21 protein-coding genes are annotated in these 26,260 nt (G+C 42.2%); 12 read left to right on the top strand and 9 right to left on the bottom strand.

Annotated features, from left to right (window positions below; genetic code table 11):
* Nucleotides 1–104 precede the first annotated feature (104 nt).
* On the bottom strand, nt 105–3,575 hold the full coding sequence (locus PJ15_RS04515) for an indolepyruvate ferredoxin oxidoreductase family protein (RefSeq protein ID WP_047428400.1): 3,471 nt from the start codon (nt 3,573–3,575) through the stop codon (nt 105–107).
* Nucleotides 3,576–3,776: 201 nt separating this feature from the next.
* Between PJ15_RS04515 and PJ15_RS04510 the strand changes: the two genes are divergently transcribed.
* A complete protein-coding gene (locus tag PJ15_RS04510; RefSeq protein ID WP_032810694.1) occupies nt 3,777–4,715 on the top strand; it encodes a LysR family transcriptional regulator in 939 nt (312 codons plus the stop codon).
* A gap of 226 nt (nt 4,716–4,941) precedes the next feature.
* Here PJ15_RS04510 and PJ15_RS04505 read toward each other — a convergent pair whose 3' ends face one another.
* From PJ15_RS04505 to PJ15_RS04485, 5 genes are read right to left on the bottom strand one after another with little or no spacing between them, the layout of a single operon-like run.
* A complete protein-coding gene (locus tag PJ15_RS04505) occupies nt 4,942–5,844 on the bottom strand; it encodes a hydroxymethylglutaryl-CoA lyase (protein ID WP_047428398.1) in 903 nt (300 codons plus the stop codon).
* The gene (locus PJ15_RS04500; RefSeq protein WP_047428395.1) at nt 5,841–7,832 is read right to left on the bottom strand and encodes an acetyl/propionyl/methylcrotonyl-CoA carboxylase subunit alpha; all 1,992 of its coding nucleotides are present in this window, start codon (nt 7,830–7,832) and stop codon (nt 5,841–5,843) included. Before PJ15_RS04500 ends, PJ15_RS04505 begins: the two co-directional genes overlap by 4 nt.
* A gap of 11 nt (nt 7,833–7,843) precedes the next feature.
* Entirely contained in the window at nt 7,844–8,647 is an 804-nt protein-coding gene (locus tag PJ15_RS04495) for an enoyl-CoA hydratase/isomerase family protein (protein ID WP_047428393.1), read from the bottom strand.
* A 9-nt stretch (nt 8,648–8,656) separates the two neighbouring features.
* Nucleotides 8,657–10,258, bottom strand: a complete 1,602-nt coding sequence (locus PJ15_RS04490) for a carboxyl transferase domain-containing protein (protein WP_047428390.1) — start codon at nt 10,256–10,258, stop codon at nt 8,657–8,659.
* A 24-nt stretch (nt 10,259–10,282) separates the two neighbouring features.
* Complete coding sequence (locus tag PJ15_RS04485; RefSeq protein WP_047428388.1) at nt 10,283–11,455, bottom strand: isovaleryl-CoA dehydrogenase; 1,173 nt, start codon at nt 11,453–11,455, stop codon at nt 10,283–10,285.
* Nucleotides 11,456–11,603: 148 nt separating this feature from the next.
* Between PJ15_RS04485 and PJ15_RS04480 the strand changes: the two genes are divergently transcribed.
* From PJ15_RS04480 to PJ15_RS04465, 4 genes are all read left to right on the top strand, one after another.
* Complete coding sequence (locus PJ15_RS04480) at nt 11,604–12,221, top strand: TetR/AcrR family transcriptional regulator (RefSeq protein WP_004772899.1); 618 nt, start codon at nt 11,604–11,606, stop codon at nt 12,219–12,221.
* Nucleotides 12,222–12,331: 110 nt separating this feature from the next.
* Nucleotides 12,332–14,026 (top strand): AMP-binding protein, encoded by a 1,695-nt coding sequence (locus PJ15_RS04475; protein WP_047428385.1) that lies wholly within the window; start codon nt 12,332–12,334, stop codon nt 14,024–14,026.
* A 71-nt stretch (nt 14,027–14,097) separates the two neighbouring features.
* Entirely contained in the window at nt 14,098–14,772 is a 675-nt protein-coding gene (locus tag PJ15_RS04470) for a class I SAM-dependent methyltransferase (protein ID WP_047428382.1), read from the top strand.
* Between the two features lie 243 nt (nt 14,773–15,015).
* Nucleotides 15,016–16,302 carry a DcaP family trimeric outer membrane transporter gene (locus PJ15_RS04465; RefSeq protein ID WP_047428379.1) on the top strand — a complete coding sequence of 429 codons (1,287 nt, stop codon included), beginning with the start codon at nt 15,016–15,018 and terminating at the stop codon, nt 16,300–16,302.
* A gap of 91 nt (nt 16,303–16,393) precedes the next feature.
* Here the strand turns inward: PJ15_RS04465 and PJ15_RS04460 are convergent, their stop codons facing one another.
* Nucleotides 16,394–17,326 (bottom strand): LysR family transcriptional regulator, encoded by a 933-nt coding sequence (locus tag PJ15_RS04460; protein ID WP_047428376.1) that lies wholly within the window; start codon nt 17,324–17,326, stop codon nt 16,394–16,396.
* A 96-nt stretch (nt 17,327–17,422) separates the two neighbouring features.
* On the opposite strand from PJ15_RS04460, the gene PJ15_RS04455 reads away from it, so the two are divergent.
* The 3 genes from PJ15_RS04455 to PJ15_RS04445 all read left to right on the top strand — a co-directional run bounded on the left by PJ15_RS04455 (nt 17,423) and on the right by PJ15_RS04445 (nt 21,921).
* Nucleotides 17,423–18,805, top strand: coding sequence for an aspartate aminotransferase family protein (locus PJ15_RS04455; protein ID WP_171248559.1), 1,383 nt, complete (start codon nt 17,423–17,425; stop codon nt 18,803–18,805).
* A 62-nt stretch (nt 18,806–18,867) separates the two neighbouring features.
* Nucleotides 18,868–20,430, top strand: coding sequence for a CoA-acylating methylmalonate-semialdehyde dehydrogenase (locus PJ15_RS04450; RefSeq protein WP_047428371.1), 1,563 nt, complete (start codon nt 18,868–18,870; stop codon nt 20,428–20,430).
* 99 nt (nt 20,431–20,529) lie between these two features.
* Nucleotides 20,530–21,921 carry an amino acid permease gene (locus PJ15_RS04445; protein WP_047428368.1) on the top strand — a complete coding sequence of 464 codons (1,392 nt, stop codon included), beginning with the start codon at nt 20,530–20,532 and terminating at the stop codon, nt 21,919–21,921.
* Between the two features lie 483 nt (nt 21,922–22,404).
* Here the strand turns inward: PJ15_RS04445 and PJ15_RS04440 are convergent, their stop codons facing one another.
* Complete coding sequence (locus PJ15_RS04440) at nt 22,405–22,815, bottom strand: hypothetical protein (protein WP_004772884.1); 411 nt, start codon at nt 22,813–22,815, stop codon at nt 22,405–22,407.
* Nucleotides 22,816–23,032: 217 nt separating this feature from the next.
* Between PJ15_RS04440 and PJ15_RS04435 the strand changes: the two genes are divergently transcribed.
* The gene (locus PJ15_RS04435; RefSeq protein WP_004772882.1) at nt 23,033–23,305 is read left to right on the top strand and encodes a hypothetical protein; all 273 of its coding nucleotides are present in this window, start codon (nt 23,033–23,035) and stop codon (nt 23,303–23,305) included.
* A 371-nt stretch (nt 23,306–23,676) separates the two neighbouring features.
* Nucleotides 23,677–24,483 carry an SDR family NAD(P)-dependent oxidoreductase gene (locus PJ15_RS04430; protein WP_047428365.1) on the top strand — a complete coding sequence of 269 codons (807 nt, stop codon included), beginning with the start codon at nt 23,677–23,679 and terminating at the stop codon, nt 24,481–24,483.
* Nucleotides 24,484–24,548: 65 nt separating this feature from the next.
* On the opposite strand, the gene PJ15_RS04425 is transcribed toward PJ15_RS04430, so the two are convergent.
* A complete protein-coding gene (locus PJ15_RS04425; protein WP_004772879.1) occupies nt 24,549–25,361 on the bottom strand; it encodes an IclR family transcriptional regulator in 813 nt (270 codons plus the stop codon).
* Nucleotides 25,362–25,629: 268 nt separating this feature from the next.
* Between PJ15_RS04425 and PJ15_RS04420 the strand changes: the two genes are divergently transcribed.
* Together PJ15_RS04420 and PJ15_RS04415 are read left to right on the top strand one after the other, a co-directional pair.
* Nucleotides 25,630–25,935: a non-heme iron oxygenase ferredoxin subunit gene (locus PJ15_RS04420; protein WP_004772876.1), complete on the top strand. Its 306-nt coding sequence runs from the start codon at nt 25,630–25,632 to the stop codon at nt 25,933–25,935.
* Between the two features lie 25 nt (nt 25,936–25,960).
* Nucleotides 25,961–26,260: a recombinase-like helix-turn-helix domain-containing protein gene (locus PJ15_RS04415; RefSeq protein WP_004772875.1), complete on the top strand. Its 300-nt coding sequence runs from the start codon at nt 25,961–25,963 to the stop codon at nt 26,258–26,260.

Below are 26,260 nucleotides of genomic sequence, written 5' to 3'. Positions count from 1 at the left end.
AGTTCAAATCATCAGTCAGTCCTACCAACTTTTAATTATGAATCGACTGGCTGAGCCTATCATTTGTTATTTGACATGCCCAGTCAGTGATTTATTTTAAGGCATTAGCCTTTATTGCTGAGTTCTTTAGATAGCTCATCCCAACGTTGATTTGCGCTTTGCATCGACTGCATTTTGACATGACCAAAGCCGCGTACTTCTGCAGGAAGCTCGGCAATTTGTGCAGCTACTGTCAAATCATGCTGTTGTGGTGCTGCAACAAGTGCTTTCACAAATCCAATGTAACGATCACGCCATGCATGTTCATGTTGGCGTTCTTCTTGACGTGCAAATGGATCAAGAAAAGTTTCACGCAGCCATTGTAAGCGGGCAAGTAGCATCATCGGGAAACGCATCCAGTAACCAAAAATACGTTTGCGTACATTGGTACCTAGTGTCGGTGGTGCAAGGTGATAGGATAAACGCACACCACGCCCGAATTGTGATTCGATTGATTTTTTAAAGCTAGCACCTGTCAGCAAGCGGGCAACTTCATATTCATCTTTATAGGCCATTACACGATACAGCTGTGTGGCGATTGTGGTTGCAAGCGCTTCAGGCAACATTTTGGACGCTTGTTCTGCAAGATTTCTGTATGTATCAGCATAAGCATCATTCCAATAATCTTGTAAACGGACTGAACGATCATGAATCAGTTCTGGCAGCGTTTGCGGCGCATTCTGTTTTGGCAAACTGTCGAGTAGACGCTTCGCCAGATCTGGATCGCTTGCAAGATGACAACCTACGCGAAAAGCTTCCAGATTCTTTTCAACTGCTGTGCCATTCAGTTGAATGGCTTTTTCAATACTTTCGCGCAGTAATGGAATCTGACCAGATTGCCATGCCATTCCCAGTAAGATCTGATTGGCAAAGATGGCATCACCCAAGACTTGGGTGGCAATACGCGCAGCAGGTAAAGATACTAGTTTACCTTGGTCGACATGACCACGAAGACGATTGATCAAATCCGTAATTGGCGCAAACCAGTCACGTTTATTAATGAAGTCAGATGTCGGTGAGCCATCTTCATTGACAATGACCATCGCATTTGGTTTTAAACGTGACAAGGCTGCATTACTGCCTGCCACCACTGCATCAGCACCAATAAGAAGGTCACATTGACCCGCAGGGATTTTAGTTGCGGAAATTTGCTCGTCATCTGAGGCCAATTGAACATAGGAATAAACTGTACCACCTTTTTGAGCCAGTCCTGCCATGTCCATGACGCGTGCTGATTCACCTTCCAGATGCGCGGCCATTCCCAATAATGCGCCGACGGTGACCACACCAGTACCACCCACACCACCGACCATGATTCGGCTTGGTGTTGTATCAAGTTGAGGAAGAATCGGACGTTCAGGCCAACCCGTAGCAAAACCCTCAAACTTGGCTGGACGTTTCATATCACGGGTATGTACCGTCACAAAACTTGGGCAGAAACCTTCGACACAGGTAAAGTCTTTATTACAGCTGCTTTGGTTAATTTGACGTTTGGTGCCCAAAGCCGTTTCTACTGGCTCAATTGAAAGACAATTTGATTTTTTCGAGCAATCGCCACAGCCTTCACAGATATCACTATTGATGTAAAGGCGTTCAGCAGGGTCAGGGTAAGCATCACGTTTACGGCGACGACGTTTTTCACTGGCACAGGTCTGAACATAAATTAAAGCGGTGACACCAGAAATCTCACGCAATTCACGTTGCACGGTGTCCAAATCATTTCTGTGGCGGATTTCTACATTGGGCGCAAGGTGTTCTTCTGCATGAATCAACGCTGGTTCATCCGTTACGATGATCTGTTTTTTAATCCCTTCCGCATCAAGCTGGCGAGTCAGTTGTGCGACACTCAAATGTCCATCGACATGTTGTCCGCCAGTCATGGCAACTGCATCGTTATAAAGGATTTTATAGGTGATATTGATATTGGCTGCAATGGCTTGTCGAATTGCCAAATAGCCTGAATGGAAGTAGGTTCCATCACCGAGATTGGCAAAAATATGCTTTTCATTGGTAAAGTGCGATGCACCCGCCCAGCTCACGCCTTCACCGCCCATTTGCGAGAAAGTTTCCGTTCCGCGATCCAGTGACACCGCAATATAGTGACAACCGATACCGCCTAGGGCGCGACTGCCTTCTGGCACCACGGTGGAGGTATTATGCGGACAACCGCTACAGAAATAAGGTTTGCGGTCTGCCAGATCCAGCACACGGCGTGACTCTTGTTCTGCTTTTTGCAATAAATCGATGCGATTCTGAATTTGTTGTCTTAAATTCTCTGGTAAATCGAGTTGTAGAAAACGTGCTGCCAGCATTTTGGCAATCGGTTCGGGTTGGAACTCATAATGACCAATCAGCGGTGCCTCCTCGATGGAGGTACTCCATTCACCTTTACCATGAATTGCTTTGCCAATGACATGTGGACGTTTCTCATCAGGCAGGGAATACAGTTCATCTTTGATCTGTGATTCAAGAATAGGGCGTTTCTCTTCAACCACAATCAGCTCTTTTAGTCCTTCGGCAAATTCACGAATACCTTGCGGTTCTAAAGGCCAGATCAACCTAACTTGATAAACCCGTAGCCCAAGCTGTTGCGCCGTTTCATTCTCAATTCCTAAAATGCGTAAGGCTTCAATGGTATCGAGATAGCCTTTACCACTGGCAACAATCCCGATGCGGGCATTTTCACAAGGCCAAGTGGTCTGATTCAGCTGATTGGCACGTGCATAGGCCAGCACAGCAGGTAAGCGATGTTGATACAGGCGTTGTTCTTGCTGAATGCCATGATCAGGCCAGCGGATATTGACACCATCGGCAGGGAAGTCCACATCTTCTGGAATTACGGGAACGACCCGATCTAAATCTACATTGACGGAAGCCGAAGTTTCTACAATTTCACTGACCAGTTTCATTGAGGTCCATACCCCAGCAAAACGTGACATTGCCACGGCATGCACACCAAGATCAAGAATATGTTGTACTGAGGTTGGATAGAAAATCGGAAGACCACAGCCAATCATGACATGTTCAGATTGGTGTGGAACTGTAGATGATTTACAGGAGTGATCATCACCAAATAAAGCGACCACACCGCCATATTCAGAAGTTCCTGCCAGATTGGCATGACGCAGCACATCACCTGAACGGTCTACACCCGGGCCTTTGCCATACCACCATGAGGTGACGCCATCATATTTTCCCTGGCCTGCGAGGTTGGCTTGCTGCGTGCCCCAAATGGCCGTTGCCGCGAGATCTTCATTAATACCGGGTTGAAAGACGACATTGTGATCTTTAAGTATGCCTCCAATTTGCCAAAGGAAATTATCATAATTACCTACAGGGGAACCGCGATAACCTGAAATGAAGCCAGCTGTATGCAACCCGTTCAATTCATCACGGCGAGTCTGTGCTAGAGGTAACCGAACGAGTGCCTGAATGCCGGTCATGTAGGCTGAACCGTGATCACTGATATATTTATCATCCAATGATACATCCTTAGTAGCGATCATTTTTGGAGTAACTTTTGTCGCTATATTCATTTATATCTCCTTAGAATTCTCGTAGTTTTGACTACTTGTTTTTTCAACATCCGGTTGAATATTTGGAGTAAGTACATAACAATTAAAAAGATTGAACAGTTCGGGATAAAAAAAGACCTGATCAATGTATGTACATTAATGTCATTGTGGTTGATCCAAACTGGTGCAACAATGCGTAATTTAGAAAAAGATATTTACGTTATGCGCAAAAATCTTGATGGTGGACTCTTGCATGCAATGAATGCCTTCCTGAAAGTGATTGATAGCGGGAGTTTCACGGCTGCCGCTGAACAGATGGAACTGACAACTGCGCAAGTTTCGCGATTAATTAGCGAATTAGAAGGGCGTTTAGGTACAAAACTACTACAACGATCAACCCGACAGCATGCCTTGACCGAGATTGGAGAGACCTATGCCGAGCAGTGTCGTCAGGTGCTTGCCATGGTGGAAGAAGCTGAAGCACAGGCAATGGGCATGGCAACAAAACCGCAAGGGCGTTTACGGGTACTGAGTATGGCCAGTTTTGGTCATCACTATCTTGCACCGATGATGGCGGAGTTCTGTCAAACCTATCCTGACCTGACGGTTGAATATCGAACCTCACAAAATGTACCTGACCTTTTAGGTAAAGGCATTGATGTGAGTCTCTATTTGACTGAATCTCTGGCGGATTCGAGATTTGTGGCCCGTCGCATTGGTACGATTTTTTCGGTGTTATGTGCTTCACCTGCTTATCTGGAAAAGCATGGCGAACCTCAATCGCTGGATGATTTGCAGAAGCACGCCTGTTTACGCTTGGTCAATCCATCCATTACTCCGCAATGGCATCTGACCAGTGAAAATAGCTGTTCGTATCAGATTGATATTAATGGCCCACTCATTGCCGATACGCCTGAGTTGTTACTGGATGTAGTTCAACAAGATATGGGCATTGCCTTATTGCCAACTTTTTCATCGATTGATGCAATCCGCACAGGGCGATTACGCCGTATTTTACCAGCGTGGCGTTCTCCTGATATCGGGGTGTATACCTTATTGCCTTCACGGGATTTTGTGGATGTAAAAACGCGGACATGGTTGGAGTGGGTTGAGCAACATATTTCTCCAAAAATACAGCAAGATACGGATTATTTTTTATAAGTAATTTGAGAGAGCGTTAGAAAAAGAATAATAAGGTTTAAAATTAAAAGTAGAAAATGCTTCTTTAGAAAGAGGCATTTTATACCGATATAAATAATAGATTTTAAAAAAATTACATGAAGCATTTAGTCCCAATTCTTGAGCAGAATGGGAGAAAGTTGAGCTCTGATCAAGCTTAATTGATTAAGCATATTGCCTGACAGTAAGAGAATACAAATCTATATGGCTAAGCACATTTTGTTTGCCAATAGGCATTGGCATAATTTGACAAGCTTTTTCGGTTGAGTACATTGCCAATATTTTGGCTGGCTTGCATCAGCTTTTCTAAGTCAATGCCTGTTTCAAAGCCCATATGTGATAGCAAATAAAACAGATCTTCGGTCGCAACATTGCCAGAAGCGCCTTTAGCATAAGGGCAACCACCAAGACCTGCAAGAGACGAGTCAAAAATGCGAATGCCTTGTTGTAAAGACTGATAAATATTGGCAATTGCCATGCCGTAGGTATTGTGGAAATGCCCAGCCAAAACGGTGCTGTCCAGTTCAGCCAGACAGGCTTGCCAAACCTTTTGAACGCGATCTGGTGTTGCTGTGCCAATGGTTTCACCTAAAGACACTTCATAGCAGCCCATGTCATAGAGCCGTTTAACCACTTTCACCACTTGCTCAGGAGCAATTGCGCCTTCATAAGGACAATCGACAATACAAGAGACGTAACCACGCACACGGATGTTATGTGCTTTTGCAGCAGCCAAGACATCGCTAAATTTCTCAAAGCTCTCGTCGATTGAGCAGTTAATATTTTTACGAGTAAAGCTTTCAGAAGCTGCGGTAAACACCGCAACCTCTTTGCATCCTACTGCTTGAGCAGTTTCAAAACCTTTGATATTGGGCGTGAGCAGGCTAAATTGCACATCGGTTATTTGCGGTAATTGCTTAAATAGCTCGTCACTCTGCGCCATTTGTGGTACCCATTTTGCTGAAACGCATGAACCGACTTCAATTGATTTCAGGCCTGCATGAATCAGGTCGTTAATAAAGTTTAAGCGTTGTTCAACAGTTAAAGCCTGTTTTTCGTTTTGGAGGCCATCTCTGGGACCGACCTCTACGATTTTGACAAACTCACTCATGCAACTTCCTCCTGAGCAGGCTGAAATTCCACAAGCTCATCGCCAGCTTTGACCTGATCACCGACTTGGAAGTACGAGTCTATAATCAAGCCGTCTTTAGGCGCACGGATGGTATATTCCATTTTCATGGCTTCAAGCGTCATTAAAATATCGTCTTTCTTCACGCTATGATTTGCGCTTACTAACACTTGAGTGACCACACCCGGCATTGGTGCTTTTAAGTGACCTTCATCGGCTTGGTGATCTGCTTGATTAAAGTTTTGGCGAATGTAAGCAAACTTATAGCTTTGACCATTCTGGAACAAGGTAATGCCTTGCTGATTTTGGTTAAAAGACAGCTTTTGCTGAGACCCGCCAATTTGAACAGAGGCCATATGAGCATCAATCAATTGGCCAGAAATCGGATAGCTTTGACCGTTATATTCTGCGGTGAAGCCATCTTTATTTGAGGCAAATTTAATTGTAAGGGGCTGATCTAAATAGCTCAGTTTAATACTGTGCTGATAAGCAATATTTAAACGCCATAGGGGTTGAGCTTGCCAAAGCTGTTTCTGGCTTGAGCAATTGCTATCAAGTTTGCTGAGAAACTCAATAAATGCTGCTGCGACGATAAGCTCAGGTTTTGTCTGTTGCGTGTTAAACAGAAAATCATGTTCACGTTGAATCAGGTTGGTATCCAATTTGGCTTGTTTAAACGATTCGCTACGAACAATTTTTTCAAGAAAAGCAATGTTGTTGCCTAAGCCATCGACATGGAATTGGCTTAAAGCATGTTGCATTTGAATAAGCGCAGCTTCACGGTTTTTACCCCATACGATCAGTTTGGCAATCATTGGGTCGTAATATGTCGTGATTTCATCGCCTTCAACGATACCGCTGTCGACACGTACATATTGGTTTTGAGTTGGGTAGTGCAGATAGTCAATTTTACCAATGGCAGGTAAAAAGCCTTTTTCAGGTTCTTCGGCGTAAATACGTGCTTCAAGCGCATGTCCGTGAATCTGTAATTCATTTTGTAGTTTAGGTAATGGTTCGCCATAAGCCACACGAAGTTGCCATTCAACCAAGTCTTCACCGGTAATCATTTCAGTGACAGGGTGTTCAACTTGTAGACGGGTATTCATTTCCATGAAATACGCGGTTCCATCTTGCTCCACAATAAACTCAACCGTACCTGCGCCGACATAATCTACCGCACGTGCAGCATCAATTGCCGCTTGGCGCATTGCATCGAGCTTTTCGCTTGGCATTTGTGGTGCAGGGGCTTCTTCTAATACTTTTTGGTGGCGGCGTTGTACAGAGCAGTCGCGTTCAAACAAATGCACATAGTTGCCATGTGTGTCGCCAAACACTTGAACTTCAATATGTCGAGGTTGAATCACATAACGCTCAATCAAGACATCATCATTACCAAAGCTCGATTTAGCTTCACGTTTACAAGAGGCTAAGGCATGCAGAAAGTCTTCACTGCGTTCAACCAGACTCATGCCTTTACCACCACCGCCAGCACTTGCTTTAATTAAAACGGGATAACCAATTCGGTCGGCCTGTTGCTTTAAAAAGTCGGCATCTTGGTTGGTTCCGTGATAACCCGGTGTTAAAGGAACACCTGCTTTTTCCATTAAAGCTTTCGAGGTCGCTTTTAAGCCCATCGCTAAAATGGCATCGACTGGTGGGCCAATAAAGCAAATGTTATGTTGTTTGCAAGCGAGTGCAAACTGGTCATTTTCTGAAAGGAAGCCGTAGCCCGGATGCACCGCTTGGCTGCCTGTTTCAATGGCAGCTTGAATAATACGATCAGCTTGTAAATAACTTTGCGTTGCAGGGGACTGACCAATATAAATCGCTTCATCTGCAAGTTTGACATGTTGCGCATTTGCATCAGCATCGGAGTAAACAGCAACCGTTGCAATACCGAGTTTTTTTGCAGTACGAATCACACGGCAAGCAATTTCGCCACGGTTCGCAATTAAAATCTTTTCAAACATGATGATCGTCCTTAATTGTTGTTATTCGAGTTAGAAATCCAAGCAGGCTGTTGCTTATTTAAAAAGGCACTCAGACCTTCTTTTGCTTCACTGCCTTGACGAACTTGAGCAATATGATGTGCTGTCTGTTGCAGCAAGTCATTGCTCATGGTCTGGTTGCTCACCATTTGAATGAGTTGTTTTGAGGCCGCTTGAGCATGCGGGCCACCGAGTAAGAGTGCATCAATAATTTCTTGAACTTTTCTGTCTAAATCTTCGGCATCTGCAACTTCATGGGCCAAACCGATTTGTTTGGCTTCACGTGCTGAAATTCGCTCGGCAGTTAAGAAGTAACGAGAGGCTTGTCTTGCGCCAATTGCACGAATTACATAAGGACTAATGGTAGATGGAGCAAGCCCTAAACGAACCTCGGATGTTGAAAACTTGGCATCAGTGCTGGCAATGCAAATATCACATGCTGACGCTAAACCCATACCACCACCAAAGGCAATGCCATGCACTCGGGCAATAGTCGGTTGTTTAAGGGTTGCCAGTGCATCCAACATTTGTGCAAGTTTTAATGCATCCGCTTCATTTTCTGCTGAAGAAGCCTGACCTGCCTGTTTCATCCAGTTGAGGTCGGCACCTGCCGAGAAGCTTTTGCCACGACCCGCTAAAACCACAACACGAATGTCATCGCGTGTATTAATTTGCTTAAAGCAAGCATGCAGCTCTTCAATCAAGATTGTATTAAAAGCATTGTGCAATTCAGGACGGTTCAGCCAAACATAGGCAACCTGATCTTGTTGTTCGAGTTGTAAAAATTGATAGCTCATATACGCCTCTTACATGCGGAACACGCCAAATTTGGTTGGCTGGATTGGGGCATTCATCGCAGCGGCAAGACTTAAACCGAGTACCTGACGAGTTTGCGCTGGGTCGATTACACCGTCATCCCAAAGGCGGGCAGAAGCATAGTACGGATGGCCTTGGCGCTCGTACTGTTCACGAATCGGTTGTTTAAATTCGTCTTCTTGTTGCGCTGACCACTCGGCACCTTTTTGCTCAATCTGATCACGTTTTAAAGTCGAAAGTACGCTTGCCGCTTGCTCGCCACCCATGACTGAAATACGAGAGTTTGGCCAAGTCCATAAAAAGCGTGGTGAATAAGCGCGGCCACACATCCCATAGTTACCCGCACCAAACGAACCCCCAATAATCAGGGTAAGTTTAGGTACATTTGCGGTGGCAACAGCCATCACCAATTTGGCGCCGTTTTTTGCAATCCCTTCATTTTCATACTGGCGACCAACCATAAAGCCTGTAATGTTTTGTAGGAATAACAATGGAATATTGCGCTGTGTGCATAGCTCAATGAAGTGTGCGCCTTTTTGTGCAGACTCAGAAAATAAAATCCCGTTATTGGCAATAATGCCGACTGGCATACCATAGAGTGAAGCGAAACCGGTAATGAGTGTTGAACCAAAGCGTGCTTTAAACTCATCAAAACGCGAGCCGTCTACAATACGGGCAATCACTTCACGCACATCAAAAGGTTTGCGCGCATCGCTTGGCACCACGCCATAGAGTTCCGATGCATCAAATAATGGTTCATCAACTTGTTTATTTAATTCGTTTGGCTTTTTATTGAGATTCGCAACAATGTTCCGAGCAATCGCAATTGCATGTTCATCATTTTCAGCTAAATGGTCAGCTACACCCGAAAGACGTGTATGCACATCACCGCCGCCTAAATCTTCACTGCTCACGACTTCGCCTGTTGCCGCTTTTACCAGAGGCGGGCCGCCTAAGAAAATCGTCCCTTGATTACGTACAATAATGGTTTCATCCGACATGGCTGGTACATAAGCACCACCTGCGGTACAGCTCCCCATCACTACCGCAATTTGGGCAATACCTAGGCTCGACATGCGTGCTTGGTTATAGAAAATACGCCCGAAATGATCACGGTCTGGGAAAACCTCATCTTGCATTGGCAAATAAGCACCACCTGAATCCACCAGATAAATACAAGGCAAGTGATTTTGTTCGGCAATTTCTTGTGCGCGTAAATGCTTTTTAACCGTAAGTGGATAATATGTTCCGCCTTTAACCGTTGCATCGTTGGCAACGATCATGCAGGCTACACCGTTGACTTGACCAATACCCGCAATCACACCAGCCGCAGGAATATCATCTTCATACACCTGATAGGCCGCCAATTGACCAATTTCTAAAAAAGCAGTACCGACATCAATCAATTGATCAATCCGATCGCGTGGTAATAGTTTGCCTCTTGCCAGATGCTTTTGACGGGCATTTTCACCACCGCCCAATGCCACTTTTTGAGCCACCTGTTTTAGATCTGTGACCAAGGTTTGCATGGCTTGCTGGTTGGTTTTAAAGTCCTCACTGCGAACATTCATCTTGCTTTGTAATTGGTTCATACACTGCGTCCTTATTTATGATTATTATTTGGTTTCATTGAACAGTTCGCGGCCAATCAGCATGCGGCGAATTTCAGAGGTTCCTGCACCAATTTCATAAAGTTTGGCATCACGCCATAAACGGCCCGCAGCGTATTCATTGATATAACCATTGCCGCCTAAGGTTTGAATGGTTTCACCCGCCATCCACGTGGCTTTTTCAGCAGCATGTAAAATGGCACTGGCCGCATCTTTACGTAGACTACGGTTGTGATCAGCTTTGTCACAGGCAGCACCCACGGCATAGACGAGGGCTTTACATGCCAACCAGGTTGAATACATATCGGCAAGTTTGCCTTGCATCAATTGGAATTCACCTAAAGCCTGACCGAATTGCTCACGTTCATGTAGGTAAGGAATAACCACATCGAGACAAGCATCCATAATCCCGAGTGGGCCAGCGCTGAGCACCGCACGCTCATAATCCAGACCACTCATCAGCACTTTGGCACCATTACCGACACCGCCCAACACGTTTTCGGCAGGCACTTCGACATTGTCAAAAAATAGCGGATAAGTATTTGAACCACGCATACCGAGTTTGTCTAAATGGCTGCCATGACTAAAGCCTTTCATATCTTTTTCAATCAGGAAGGCGGTCATACCTTTGGCACCCGCTTGCGGATCTGTTTTAGCATAAACCACCAATACATCCGCATCACCGCCATTGGTGATCCACATTTTCGAACCATTGAGAATAAAATGATCACCTTTTTGTTCAGCACGCAGTTTCATACTCACCACATCCGATCCTGCATTCGGTTCCGACATCGCCAAAGCACCGACAAAGTCACCTGAAATCAGTTTTGGTAAATACTTCTGCTTCTGCTGTTGGCTACCGTTGCGGTTAATCTGGTTGATACACAAGTTAGAGTGCGCGCCATAAGAAAGTCCGATAGATGCCGATGCACGTGAAATTTCCTGTAGCACGATGATATGTGCCAGATAGCCTAAATTGGTGCCGCCGTATTCTTCAGAAACGGTAAGACCGAGCAGGCCCATATCACCAAATTTTTTCCAGAGATGCGCGGGGAATAGATTGTCCTGATCAACTTGTTGAGCAATTGGTGCAATCTCCTTTGCACAAAATGCAGCAACTGAATCTTGTAGTGCAATTAACGTTTCATCCAGACCAAAATTCAAGCTACGTAGGTTCATTGTGTTGTCATCCCATTGGTTATATTTGTTGTTCCAAAAAGCGTTGTTGTATGTGCTTAAGAAGTACCATACAATGATTTTTTGAAAAAGTGAATAGTGATTCATAAAATGATTTACAATTCATTTTATTTGGTAGAGAATAAAATTCATGAGCTATAAACGATCATCTTTGATGCAGGAGAGGATGGAACAAAATCGCAAAGCGATTTTGAGTTCAGCCAGAAAATTAATCTCGGAGGGAGGGTTTAAAGACGCACAAATACAAACCATTGCAGAGCAAGCAGGCGTTTCAAGTGGTCTGGTCTATCGCTATTTTGATAATAAAAGTCAGGTACTGATTGAGGTTTTGTCCGAGGCCATTAACACCGAACTATTGGTGATTGATTCAATTACTGAAAGTAATTTATCGGCAAAACAGAAATTACATAAAGCAGTAACCACCTTTGTAAAACGGGCGCTGAATAGTCCTCAGCTTGCATATTCACTCATGTTTGAACCGGTTGATTCAACAGTTGAACATGAGCGTTTTCGTGTGAAACAGTTGATTAAACAAAGTATTAAGAAAATCCTTGCAGATGGAAATGCGAGTGGTGAATTTGTTCTGGATGATCTCAATACCGCAGCATTGTGTGTGGTGGGTGCCATGACTTATGTGGTGGTTGAACCCTTAGATCCAGCGCAAAATACCAAGTTTGATCAGCAGCATAAAAACTATTTTTCCAAACAGATTGCTGACTTTTGTGTGGATGCAGTGCAGAAGAAATAAGGCAAACACAATCATTAAAATTGCACAACAGGATGTTGGAAAAGTAGTCGTACTCACAATAATTAAATGACTGAAGAACAGAATTACAAAGAATCAAGGAGAGTGATTCAATGCAACAACAACGGTTAAGCTATGCCTCTGGAACAAGTTCGCAGCCTCTGTTGGGGATGACGATTGGAGAAAAATTTGATCAGGCCTGTGTGCAATATGCTGAACAGGAGGCTATTGTCAGTGCGCATCAGAATAGACGATTGACCTATAAGGCATTGCAGGATGAGGTGAATGCCTTTGCGTGTAGCTTGTTGAAACTAGGATTAAAAAAAGGGGATCGCTTAGCCATCTGGTCTCCAAACTGTGTGGAATGGACTGTGACCCAGTTTGCAGCCTCAAAAACAGGTATTATTCTGGTCAATCTGAACACGGCTTATAAAAGTCATGAACTGGAATATGTGCTGAACAAGGTTGCCTGTAAAGGGTTGGTAATTGCAGCACAATTCAAGACCACAGATTATCAGGAACTACTAAGCAAGATTGCACCTGAACTGGCTTCGAGTACGGATAAGGTACTCAATTCAGCGCGGTTACCGCATTTAAAATATGTCATTAAAATTGATGAGCAGCAGCATACTGGTATTCACCGTTTTAGAGATCTAGTCGGACAACCGACACAACAGCAATTAGATCAGTTGCATGCTTTAGCCAAGCATTTGCAGTTTGATGAAACCATTAATATTCAATTTACTTCTGGCACCACAGGTAATCCGAAAGGAACCATGCTGACCCATCATAATATTCTCAATAATGGTTATTTTGTTGGTGAAGGTATTGGTTTAACGTCAAAAGATCGGGTCTGTATTTCTGTGCCATTATTTCATTGCTTCGGCATGGTGATGGGCAATCTGGCCTGTATTACACATGGTGCAACCATGGTTTATCCAGCCGCCGTCTTTAATCCGCTTGAGTCTTTAAAAACCATACATCAGGAAAAATGTACTGCGTCTTATGGTGTTCCGACCATGTTTATTGCCATGTTAGAGCATGAGCAATTTGCTGAATTCGATTTATCCAGCTTACGTACAGGCATCATGGCAGGTAGTCCATGTCCTCGTGAAATCATGCAGCGTGTCATCGACCGTATGCATATGTCTGAAATCACCATCTGTTATGGCATGACTGAAACTTCACCAGTCAGTGTACAAAGTTATATCCACGATTCGATTGATAAACGCGTGAGTACCGTTGGGCATGTCCATCCGCATTTAGAAGTTAAAATTGTCGATCTAGAGGGTGACATCGTTCCGCAAGGTGTATTGGGTGAACTTTGTGTACGTGGCTATTCGGTGATGGCTGGTTATTGGGATGAACCTGAAAAAACCAAAGAGGTCATCGACGCAGCAGGCTGGATGCATACCGGCGATATTGCCGAAATGGATCAAGATGGCTTTATCAAAATTAAAGGCCGCATTAAAGATGTGGTGATTCGTGGCGGTGAAAACCTGTTTCCGAAGGAAATCGAAGATTTCTTATATACCCATCCAGATATTTCTGATGTTCAGGTAATTGGTTTACCAGACAGCCGTTATGGTGAGGAACTCTGTGCCTGTATTATTTTGCATGAACATCATCAATGCGATGAAGATGCGATACGTCACTTCTGTAAAGAACATATTTCACATAATAAAGTGCCACGCTATGTCAAATTCTTCGCTGAGTTCCCAATGACCGCTTCAGGCAAAGCGCAAAAGTTTAAATTACAGGAAATCATGCGTGCGGAGTTAAACCTGACAGCCGAAGTCTTTGACTAAAATTGGGGTGCTTAGATCATTCAAGATTTTCTCTATTGCTGAGTGTGACGCGATTAAAAACAGGGGATAAAATGGCCAAAGATTTTAACAGCCAGAAAGTGGTGGAGCGCTATGACGATCATATCCGTCAACTGATTCCAGCTTATGAATTGATGCATCAGCAAGTCGATGCCATTTTACAGGCAAATTTGAGCAATGATGCGCATATTCTGATTGTTGGCTGTGGCACAGGCTATGAGCTTGAATATTTATTACAAAGGCATCCTGACTGGACTTTCACGGCTGTTGATCCTTCTTTGACAATGCTGCAAAAGTCACAAGCGCAGATTCAGGCGATGGGGCAGCAAGCACGCGTTACCTTTGTACATGGAGAGACAAATTGTTTATCCGAACTGCCAGTGTTTGACGCTGCACTTTGTATTCTCGTTGCTCATTTTATTCCGCATGCGTCCAAGCCTACTTTCTTTTCTGAGATTGCAAAACGCTTAAAAAAAGATGGAATTTTAATGACCTATGATTTGATGCGTTGTGAAGATTCTCTGCAAATGAAAGCCTTGCCGTTGTTATGTCAGGCTGCTGGACTGAGTGAAGTACAAAGCCAAGCAATGATGGATCGTTTGAGTCAGGACTTCTTCACGGTCTGTTTACAGGATTATCAGCAACTGCTCGATCATGCAGGTCTTGGCAATGTCCATGTTTTTAGCCAGACCTTGACCTATCAAGGCTTGCTTGCACAGAAAAATTAAGCTGATCAGTTGCTATTGTCGTGTTGAGAGCATTTTGCTTTTGCTTGGTTTTGTCATTTTAAAATAATAGAAAGACCTAAAAAAGGACTGAAACAGAGGAGGTAAAACAAAATAAATCAAATGGTTTTGATTTTTTAAAATAAAAAATGTGCTGTGAAATTGCGATTCAGGCAAAGGAAAAAACACAAATAAAGAATGATCTTAAAAGGTATTTGAGATCTGCGAACAAGGAAATTGATTTAAATGGATAAATTTATTTTAACGGTACAAAAAAGCCTATTGGCAGTGTCTGTTGCAATGGTGATATCACCTGTTTATGCAGCAACGGATCAGGCCGAAATTGCGCAACTCCGACAGGAAGTGCAAGAGTTAAGAACGATGTTGCAGCAATATGTGCAGCAGAAAGCACCGGTACAACCTATTACTCAAGTGACTGTGGCGGCTTCACCGCAAGTGACAGAGACAACAGCACCTAAGCTGAATCTGAGTAAAGGCGGTGCAGAGGTCAATTTATATGGTTATATCCGTGCCGATGCTTCTTATCAGGCCAAAGGTGCATCGACCATGTATAACAATATCAGTGGTGTGCCGCTGGAACATACAGTAGAGGAAGCGCAACAAAAAGACCGTTTGCACTCAACTGTCAATGTTACGCGTTTTGGACTCAATTTTAAAACGCCGAGTGTCGCGGGTGAAGTGGGTGGTAAACTGGAAATGGATTTCTTCGGCGGTACAACGCGAGATCAATTTCGTATCCGTCATGCTTATATTACCCTTGATCAATGGCTGATTGGTCAAACCTGGTCGACGTTTATTGCACCTGAATATTATCCAGAAACCGTAGATGCGGGCACTTTTGTTGGTAGTGCCTTGCTACGTTCACCGATGCTGCGTTATAGCGATAACCTCTCGGCAAAAACCAGTTTTGCTGTCGCAATTGAAGATCCAAAATATACTGCAACTTCTGATCCAGACAATGAAATGCGTTTGCCAGCCTTGGTTGGACGCCTGAACCATAAATTTGATAATGGCTCGCTACTGTCAGGCCGAACGTTTATGGCTGAGAAAAAAACCAGTCATGACAATGAATGGGCATGGGGTGTCGGACTGGGTGGAAAATATCAATTGAGTCCGCAAACCTTCTTAAAAGCCGATTATTACCATGTCAAAGGGGATGGGCGCTTTCTGCTCTGGGCCAATAATAGCTATGTGATTGATGATAAAAATAATATTCAAAGCAACGAGTTCGATACGATTTCTGCGGGGATCACCCATCAATTTAATTCCCAGCTTCGCTCAACTTTAGGTTATGGCTATATGAAGGCCAAGGACGACAACAGTTTTGCTGAAATCCAGAAAACCAATATCACCCAGAATAAAGAATTATGGCAAGGCTGGATTAATGCGATGTATAACCCGTACAAGCCGATTACCTTCGGCGTCGAATATGTTTATGGCGAGCGTGAAACTTTTGATGGCCGTAACGGGATTGATAATCGTGTGAACATGATGGCGAGTTATGATTTTTAATACATCTGAGAAATGATTATTACGGGTTGATACTTCATTGATATTCATGCATCAAGGTAATGATGAATATCAATGGAGGGCATCAGTTGGGTCAGGAAATTGACGGGGCTGCTGGTATAATTTTTTGCTTCAAGATGTCCATAAATGCTTTCAAAACCATATTGTAATTTTTGCCCTTATGCGTCGTCAGGCAGATCGGGGTACTGTAGTACATGACTTCTTGAAGAATAGGTTGCATAAAGCCATCTTCGACCCATTTCTTGGCATAGTGATCGGGTAAAAAACCGAGAAATTTCCCCGTCAGGATCAGAAAAGCAATCCCTTCGCGGTCACTGGCCGTGGCCGAACAATCCAGAAGTTGATGTAGTTTTGATGCTTCAGCAGTAATTGCATAATTCGGAAGCACGGCTTGCCAGTTGTTGAGATCCTTCGATTTGATCTCATTCAGATGGTTAAATAAAGGATGATTTTTGCCACAATACAGAAATGACTTTTCCTCATATAAATGAAAATAATCCAGTCCAGACAATGGCGTCACCAAAGGAATCACGCCTGCATGTAAACGGTTGTCCAGTACCCGACATTCGATATCTGAGAGGGTACTCATACTGATATTAATCACGACTTCGGTATTTTCTTCTGCAAGCTGTGCCAGCGTATTGGTGATATACAGACTCGGCATGGTCACCAGATTATTAATAATCCCGATATTAAATTCGCCCTTGAGCTGGTTGTGCATCTGATTGATTTTGGCGCGGAAGTCTTCGATAGAAGCAGTCAGTACTTCTATATACTCTAAAATTTCTCGTCCTTCATCGGTGAGGGCAAAGCCAGCACGGCCACGCTGACAGAGCCGAATGCCCAAGCGATTTTCCAGATCACTCATATGCAGACTAATGGCAGAGCGGCTAATCCCGAGAATGCTTTCAGCGGAACTAAAGCTATGACAATCGCAAACCGTTTTAAATATTTTGAGAAGTTTTATATCAAAATCAGTCACTTGATTTAATTTTTTCGGTTTCATTTAGTTTTGCTTTTTTATATCTAAACTCAAGACAATTTGAATTTATCAAAACTATTCGGCTCTGTACACTCCAGATATAACCACAAAATAAGAAGAGTGATTATGTTTGATATCGACACAACAAATGACCGTGATGATGCATTGGAAGCGACACAGCCAAGTGCTCAGATGAACCTGAATTATCAAGCACACTGGATGCCATTTTCTGCCAACCGTAACTTTCATAAAGACCCGCGTATCATTGTTGGGGCGAAAGGTGCGTATTTAGTGGATAGCACAGGCCGTGAAGTATATGACTCCTTATCTGGCTTATGGACTTGTGGTGCAGGTCACACGTTGCCTGAAATCCAGCAAGCGGTCAGTCATCAGCTATCAAAACTGGATTATTCTCCAGGCTTTCAGTTTGGACATCCATTGTCATTTCAACTGGCTGAGAAAATCATTCAGCACATGCCTGAAAAATTGCAGCATGTGTTCTTTACTGACTCGGGTTCAGAGTCAGCAGATACCGCGATCAAAATGGCTCGTGCCTATTGGCGAATTAAGGGTAAACCCAGCAAAACCAAGCTGATTGGTCGTGCGAGAGGTTATCATGGGGTCAATGTGGCAGGAACCAGTCTTGGGGGGATTGGCGGTAACCGTAAAATGTTTGGTCAGTTGATGGATGTTGATCATTTACCTCATACCTTGCAACCTGATTTAAGTTTTACCAAAGGCTGTGCAGAAACGGGTGGTATTGAGCTTGCAGATGAGATGCTCAAGTTGATCGAATTGCATGATGCATCCAATATCGCGGCTGTCATTATTGAACCTGTTTCTGGTTCGGCAGGTTGTATTGTGCCACCAACGGGCTATTTAAAACGACTTCGGGAAATCTGTGATCAGCACGATATCTTGCTGATTTTTGATGAAGTGATTACGGGCTTTGGTCGTATGGGGAAATGGACCGCAGCCGAGTATTTTGGGGTAGCCCCCGATATTTTGAACTTTGCCAAACAGATTACCAATGGTGCAATTCCATTGGGTGGGGTTGTAGCAAGTCATGAAATCTATGATGCCTTTATGCAGCAAGACTTACCTGAACATGCTGTTGAATTTACGCATGGCTATACCTACTCAGCACATCCAGTCGCATGTGCAGCAGCTTTAGCGACACTGGATGTGTTGGAAAAACAGAACTTATTGGCTCAATCTGCTGCATTGGCGCCTAGTTTTGAAACGCTTCTACATGAATTAAAAGGCGCACCACACATTCTGGATATTCGTAATTGTGGACTGATTGGCGCTGTACAACTGGCACCACGCGATGGCGATGCAACAATCCGCGGTTTTGAACTTGGAATGAAGCTTTGGAAAGCCGGTTTCTTTGTCCGTTTTGGCGGAGATACCTTACAGTTTGGCCCAATGTTCAATAGCACCGAAGCACAATTATCCAGATTGATGAATGCGGTTGGCGATGCACTTTATCAGGTCAAATAAATTCAATTTTTAACTAAAAACCAAATCAATCGGAAGAAATGATCCCATACAAGGAACAAGAGATGAATAACTTAGAACATTTTTCAAGTGAAACGACGCAGAGCAATGATGGTCAAGCCGCACAGGCAACACAAGTGGTTGGACATTTTATCAATGGAAAGGTGGTTTCCAAGTCTGCCAAAAGACAGCCTGTTTATAATCCTGCGACGGGTGAAATCAGCAAAGCAGTTGAAATTGCAGATAGTCAGACAGTGAATGAAGTGGTTCGTGTGGCAGAGCAGGCGTTTCCAGCATGGCGTGATACACCTGTAATCAAGCGTGCGCGTGTGATGTTCAAGTTCAAACAGTTACTCGAAGAAAATGCTGACAAAATCTGTGAATTGATTGGACAAGAGCATGGCAAGATCTCTCATGATGCAAAAGGGGAATTGCAACGTGGGATTGAAAATGTTGAATATGCATGTGGTGCGCCAGAGTTACTCAAAGGTGAATATTCGAAAAATGTCGGCCCAGACATTGACTCGTGGAGTGAATTTCAACCTTTAGGTGTCGTCGCTGGAATTACGCCATTTAACTTCCCTGCAATGGTGGCGTTGTGGATGTTCCCGATGGCCTTGGTGTGTGGTAACTGTTTTGTATTAAAGCCTTCAGAAAAAGCGCCGTCAGTCGTATTATTCTTGGCTGAATTATTGAAACAGGCTGGCTTACCTGATGGTGTATTTAACGTGGTAAACGGTGATAAAGAAGCGGTAGATGCTTTATTGCATCATCCAAAAATTCAGGCCATCAGTTTTGTCGGTTCAACGCCAATCGCTGAATATATTTATCGTACCGCAACGTCGACAGGTAAGCGTTGTCAGGCATTGGGCGGTGCAAAAAACCACGCGATTATTATGCCCGATGCAGATATTGATAATGTGGTGACTTCATTATTAGGCGCTGCTTTCGGTTCTTCAGGTGAGCGTTGTATGGCACTTTCGGTTGCTGTCGCAATCGGAGATGAAATCGCAGATATTGTGATTGATAAACTGACTCAAGAAATGCAGAAATTAAAATTTGGGCATTATGCTGATAGCAATAATGATTTTGGGCCCTTAATCACGCAAGTGCATAAAGATAAGGTACAAGCTTATATTCAAAGTGCAGAACAGCAAGGTGCAAAAATTGTGGTAGATGGTCGCGATGCCAAACCCGCAGGTTATGAAAATGGTTTCTTTGTCGGGCCGACCTTGATTGATCAGGTCACACCGAAGATGACCAGCTATCAACAGGAAATCTTTGGGCCTGTCTTGCAAGTGATGCGAGTGGATACCATGCAGGAAGCCATGCAATTGATCAATGAGCATGAATATGGCAATGGGACGTGTATTTATACCCGTGATGGCGAAGCAGCGCGTTATTTTAGCAGCCATATTCAGGTGGGGATGGTCGGTATTAATGTACCTTTACCTGTTCCGGTTGCATATCACAGCTTTGGTGGCTGGAAGCGTTCATTATTTGGCGACTTACATGCCTATGGTCCAGACGGTGTCCGTTTCTATACACGCCGTAAAACCATTACCCAGCGCTGGCCATCTGCACAGGTCCGTGAAGCCAAACAATTTGCAATGCCAACTTTAAACTGATTTTTTGCGTCAAAGGGAAAACCGCTGGTTTTCCCTTTTTATTTGAATAGGAATTTAAACATGTAGTTAACAAACCCAAATTATTTTAAGGAATAAAATATGGATAGTGTTAAAACAAAAAAATTAGGCGAAGGACTTTCAAATCGCCACATTACAATGATTAGTATCGGCGGTGTTATTGGTGCAGGTTTATTTGTTGGTTCATCGGCAGCGATTGCCAAGGCAGGCCCAGCGGTCATTCTTGCTTATCTGACCACCAGTATCATGGTGTTTTTGGTGATGCGGATGCTGGGTGAAATGGCAGTACTCGAACCCGATACTGGCTCATTTTCAACTTATGCGCGTAAAGCGATTGGCCCGTGGGCGGGATTTACCATTGGCTGGTTATATTGGTGGTTTTGGGTATTGGCGATTCCTGTTGAGGCGATTGCTGGCGCTCAAATTTTATATTCATGGTTTCCTTATTTTTCAGTTTCTACTTATGCTTTCTGTTTTATTGTTTTTTTAAGTCTGGCCAACTTTTTCAGTACCAAAAGCTTTGGTGAATTCGAGTTCTGGTTCTCTTTAATCAAAGTGGTTGCCATCATTGCATTTATTATCATTGGCGTATTAGCGATTTCCGGTTTTTGGCCTTTAGCACAAAATGTGAGTGGGGTTGCTAATTTATATAACAATGCGGGTTTTATGCCACATGGTGTGGGTGGGATTTTAGCGGCGATCCTGATTACCGCATTTTCATTTTTTGGCGTTGAGATCGTTTCGATTGCTGCTGCAGAATCTTCGAATCCACAACAAAAAATCAGACGTGCCACCAATCTGGTGCTGTACCGCATTATTCTTTTCTTTGTGGTCTCCATGTTTATTGCGGTTGCATTGGTCGACTGGCGTTCACCCGATTTGCAAAAATACGGAACCTTCCAATATGTGCTCATGAGCCTGAATGTACCGGCTACTAAACTCATTATTGATGCTGTGGTGTTTATTGCAGTTGCGAGTTGTATGAATGCGGCTATTTATACATCATCTCGTATGTTATTCCGTTTAGGCACTAGACATGAAGCGCCAAGCAAAGTCACCAAGATTAATTATGCTGGTGTGCCAGCTGTGGCTGTCTTTTCATCAACATTTATTGGGTTAATCTGCTGTATCATCAACTATGCATTTCCTGGGAAGGTCTTTGGACTGTTACTCTCAAGCACAGGTTCAATTGCATTACTGGTTTATTTGGTGATTGCATTCTCACAATTGCGTCTCAGAGCAAAACTGGAAAAAGCAGGAACAGAAGTCCCATTTAAAATGTGGCTATTTCCTTGGCTGACGTGGTTTGTGATCATTATTATCCTGAGTGTACTGGCTTATATGTTCTTTTCACCGCAATATAGTTATGAAACAACATTATCTTTAAGTGTCACGGTCGGTGTTGTGATCTGTGGACTGATTGTGACGCGTAAGCAGAAAAATAACAGGGCAGTTGTGATGCATTTGGATTGACTTAAATAACAGCAAAGAATAAGGCCTCATCGTTATAGATAGAGGCCTTATTTTTTACGTCTCTATTGTTGAGTTGGATAAAAGGATGGATGTAATCGGAAATGATATTTATAGAGATTGGATCTCAGATCTAAAGCTATATTTTTTAAAAAAAACATTTAGTATAAAATAAATTTGCATAAAAAATAGTGGGCTAAGAAATATATATTGAGTCATAAATAATAATTTATTTTAAATTTGTTGTTTATTTTTGCCAAATTAAGGCTTTATTTTTCACTGTATTTTTTATTTTTACTGTAATTAATTTGTAATATTTGATAGAATTTCTTTTGGAGAGGGGTAGGTGCTTATATTCTTTTTAATAAAACAAACATTGATTTAGCATGATTTTGACTTTGGATGGTTTTATTTTGAACTGCTATTAAAGTGATTAAATTGTTTTTATCAGTATTATATTGAGTTGTTTTTTGTTCTTATTCACATTTAGGTGAATTTATTTAGAACCGAATAAATTGGATTTAAATCCTTATATTTAAGGTCGATTACATAAGAAATCTTAGGTTGAGCCTCAATCATTTTTATAATGAGAATAAATGTATCCTGTGGATTGAGTAGGTCATGATAAGGTTGCGGCTCAATCAAGATCTCATTTTTAAGATGTACAAGGTGAACCTGATCTGAAATTTCCTTCATCTGTGTAATTTGATAATTGTGATCTCTATCGTTGATATTTTCTAAGAAAAAATAAATCATATTGATAAATTTATCTTCTTGCTGATCGATATAGCAAAAGTCTTTGGTAAAGAACTTTTCTGCAATAGAATAGTTTTCTATCGTCAAACTGGTGAGATGCCCTATAAGCGCTATTATTGATATTTTTTCTAGGGAAGACATTTTTTAAAATCCATATTTATTATATTTTTCAATTATATTTTTTATTCTTTTAAATGTTAGTTTTTTTTGATATTTGTCCCATAGTGTTTTTATTTTTAAATTTTTGTGTTTTTGCTTGATTTTTCAGAAATGAATATACTGGTAATTTTAATTGCTTTCTGTGTTAATTATTAAGTTATGATTTTTATTATACTTTCTTTTATTTTGAGATTGCAAAATGAAGAAATGGGTGTGTAGGAAATGTGGTTTATATAAAAAAATTAATCCAGTTGAGATAACCGCAGGACGAAAAGTATTTTTCATTAAAGTTGATAGCTATATTAATAAGGTGAAAGAGGAGATAGCCAAGGGTGTTATCTTAAGTCGAAGTGGAAGCTCTTTAATTGTATTGTCTGATAACCTTTTGTTTATGGTGAAAGATACGGAAGTCTATCCTGAAGATGCACCGGTCAATTTTGTCTACAATATGTTTGGTGCATGTGAGTGTTAAACCCTGATCTTAACCTTATGATATCCAGGCGTTAACCGACTCAAAGATCATGTATTTATTATGCTTTTTTGGTCATAACGGGTGTATATTGACACCGTTATGGTCATTTTAGCTACTTATGCTCAAACTTATATCACAATGAAAACACCATCAAAATCCAACTGTTTACATTAATCTATTTTCTAGACTTCGTTAAAAAATTAAAAACTTATTCATCCTTCTAAATGAATTTTAATCTCGCTAAAACAACAGGATAATTTTTCTCTCTTCTTTATATTGAATAAACTCATTGGTATTCAGGATTAAAAGCGCTTACATTTTTGAATGACAACGATGTAGTGATCTAAATACTGAACTGCTGGAGAAAAACAATGAATTTAAGCAATAAGACCATTATTATTACAGGTGCTTCAAGTGGGATCGGTGAAGAAGCCGCACTTCAACTCGCTCAAGCAGGTGCGAAAGTTTGTCTTATTGCCCGTCGAGCTGAAGAGTTACAGCGCATTCAGGCGAAGATTCAAGCTCAGGGTGGAGATGTTTCGATCTATCCAGCAGATATTACCGATCAGGAACAACTGGAGGCTTGCGTAACCCAGATATTGTCAGCGCATGACAAGGTCGATGTATTGGTAAATAACGCTGCACGTTCAATTAGACGTCCTATTCTTGAGTCACTTGATCGTTTACATGATTATGAACGCACCATGCAGATTAATTATTTTGCTGCTGTGAATATGACACTGCATTTATTACCTCATTTTATGAAAAATGGTGCAGGGCATATTGTGAATATTTCGACCATGTCGACGCAAGTTCCGATTCCTTTGTTCTCGGCCTATCTCGCCAGTAAATCTGCGCTTGAATCTTTTTCCCGTTCTTTGTCGATGGAATTAAAGGACAAAGGCATTGATGTCAGTATCGTGTATTTCCCAATGGTCAGAACGCCAATGTCGTCGAAAACAGCCATTTATAAACATATGAAAATGCTGGATACGCCGGCCGCAGCGGGATGGATTGTAAAAGCCATAAAAGGGAAATCTTATAGGGTCAGCAGTAAAGCGGGGCTGGTTGCCAATGCATTATTAAATACGACACCGACATGGATGATGAATCTGTCCCGACCAATGTTTCAGTTAATGGATAAGCGCTTAAAAAGTAAATTAAAAACGGAGGTTTAAGCACAAAAGTTAGGTTATCGATTTTTTGATAAAAGAAAAGCAGCGAAAATTGCTGCTTTTGATTATTAATAAATAAATTTAGAAATTTTTTCTGCAGTTTGAATGACCGCCTCGGCAACATCATTTCTAAAATAGTGTTCATCATAACTACCGAGTGGGCAACTCACGGATAAAACGGCAGCCATTTTATGGGTAGATTGTTTATAAATCGGAGCAGCACAGGCAGCCATGTCGTGATTGTAATGGCCCCAACTCACCATAGAGCGTTGGGTTTTAACGAAACTCAGGCGTTGTAATAGTGCTTTAAGATTGGTCGGGGTTAGCTCTGAAAAAGTGTCCCATTGATTAAAACCTTTATAGCGCTCTTTAATTTCTGTTTCGGTCAGATCCGCTAACAGCATTTGTCCAATCACGGTTGCATGGGCAGGCCAGCGTGTGCCTAGGCCAATATTACTGGTAAATGTGCCATTGGATTGAATATTGTTAATAAAGACAATATGCGTGCCTTCTAATATAGAAAGATGCACGGCAAGTTGAGTCTGATCGCGTAACTCTTTCATTAGCGGTGTTGCCAAGTCCAATAATGACTGTTTGGCTAAGCTATTAAAACCAAGCTCCATGACCTTCGAATCCAAAGCATACGTTTTCTGTGAAGCTTTGCGTAGAAAGCCACAAGACTCCAGCGTATAGATCAGACGGAAAGCACTGGAACGGTTTACATCGAGAACTTCGGCAATTTCAGTAATAGTCATTTCTTGGGTTTGCTGGTTAAACGCTTGCAAGATTGCCAAACCACGTACTAAGCCAGGGACTAAATAGCGTTCCTCATTTTTTATCGCATCAGATTCTTGGGAGTCTGTTTCAATTGTTGAATTCATGTGTTCAATTTTCCTATCAAAAAATCGCAAATCAGTACATTTCGTTTTCTTAGGATTCTATTGTAACTGCAAATAGATTGTTTAAATATTTTTTTATATATAAAACAAAATTTTTTTAGTAAAACGTAAAAGAATGTGTTCTAAAAATCAAGTTATTGAATTTTAAAAATATATTTAATTTGACAGAAAAAACATCATGGGAGTATTCTTATCTAAAGTTTGTTATATCAAATAATGTTTTATATATAAAACAAATGAGGATGCAAGGATGAGTTGGATCTCAGTTTGTCAGCAAGACGACATCACCGAAGACGAGCCGAAAGCCATTGAAGTCGACGGTAAGAAAATTGGCGTATTTTTCATCGATGATAATTACTTTGCCATCGAGAATGTTTGCCCACATGCCTTTGCCTTGTTAACAGAAGGCTTTATCGAAGATCAAACAGTGGAATGCCCATTGCATGAGGCGATCTTTGATATCCAGACAGGTGAGTTGAAGAGTGGACCAGGATGCCGTGATTTGTGCACCTATCCAGTACGTGTTGAAGGGCAGGACGTTCAAATTCAACTATAAGTTTTATTTTAAAGGATGGAATCTCATGAAAACTTTTAATGAGAAGCTAGCGAACTGGATTCATGCCACGCCAGCGACCGAAGCAGGGATTAACAATATTCAGATACCAGGACAGGCAGAGCTGCTGGTTTGGCAAACACGTTATAAAGAGCCAACTGTCTATGAACAGGATTTTGTTCAACATCTCATCAAAGCCTTTTCTACAGGCGTCACTGAACTCACTGATTTAGTCCAGTCTTTAAACCAGCAAGGTTTTCGCTGTGAATCTGGTGAGCTTTGGACTTCTGAAAAATTCTCAGAAGAAATGCAACGTTTAGGTTATTAA

Source organism: Acinetobacter sp. neg1 (assembly GCF_000788125.1).
GTDB classification, from domain to species: Bacteria; Pseudomonadota; Gammaproteobacteria; order Pseudomonadales; family Moraxellaceae; genus Acinetobacter; species Acinetobacter vivianii.
The sequence above is the reverse complement of the archived record's forward strand: the minus strand, read 5'-3'. Positions and strand labels throughout refer to the sequence as shown.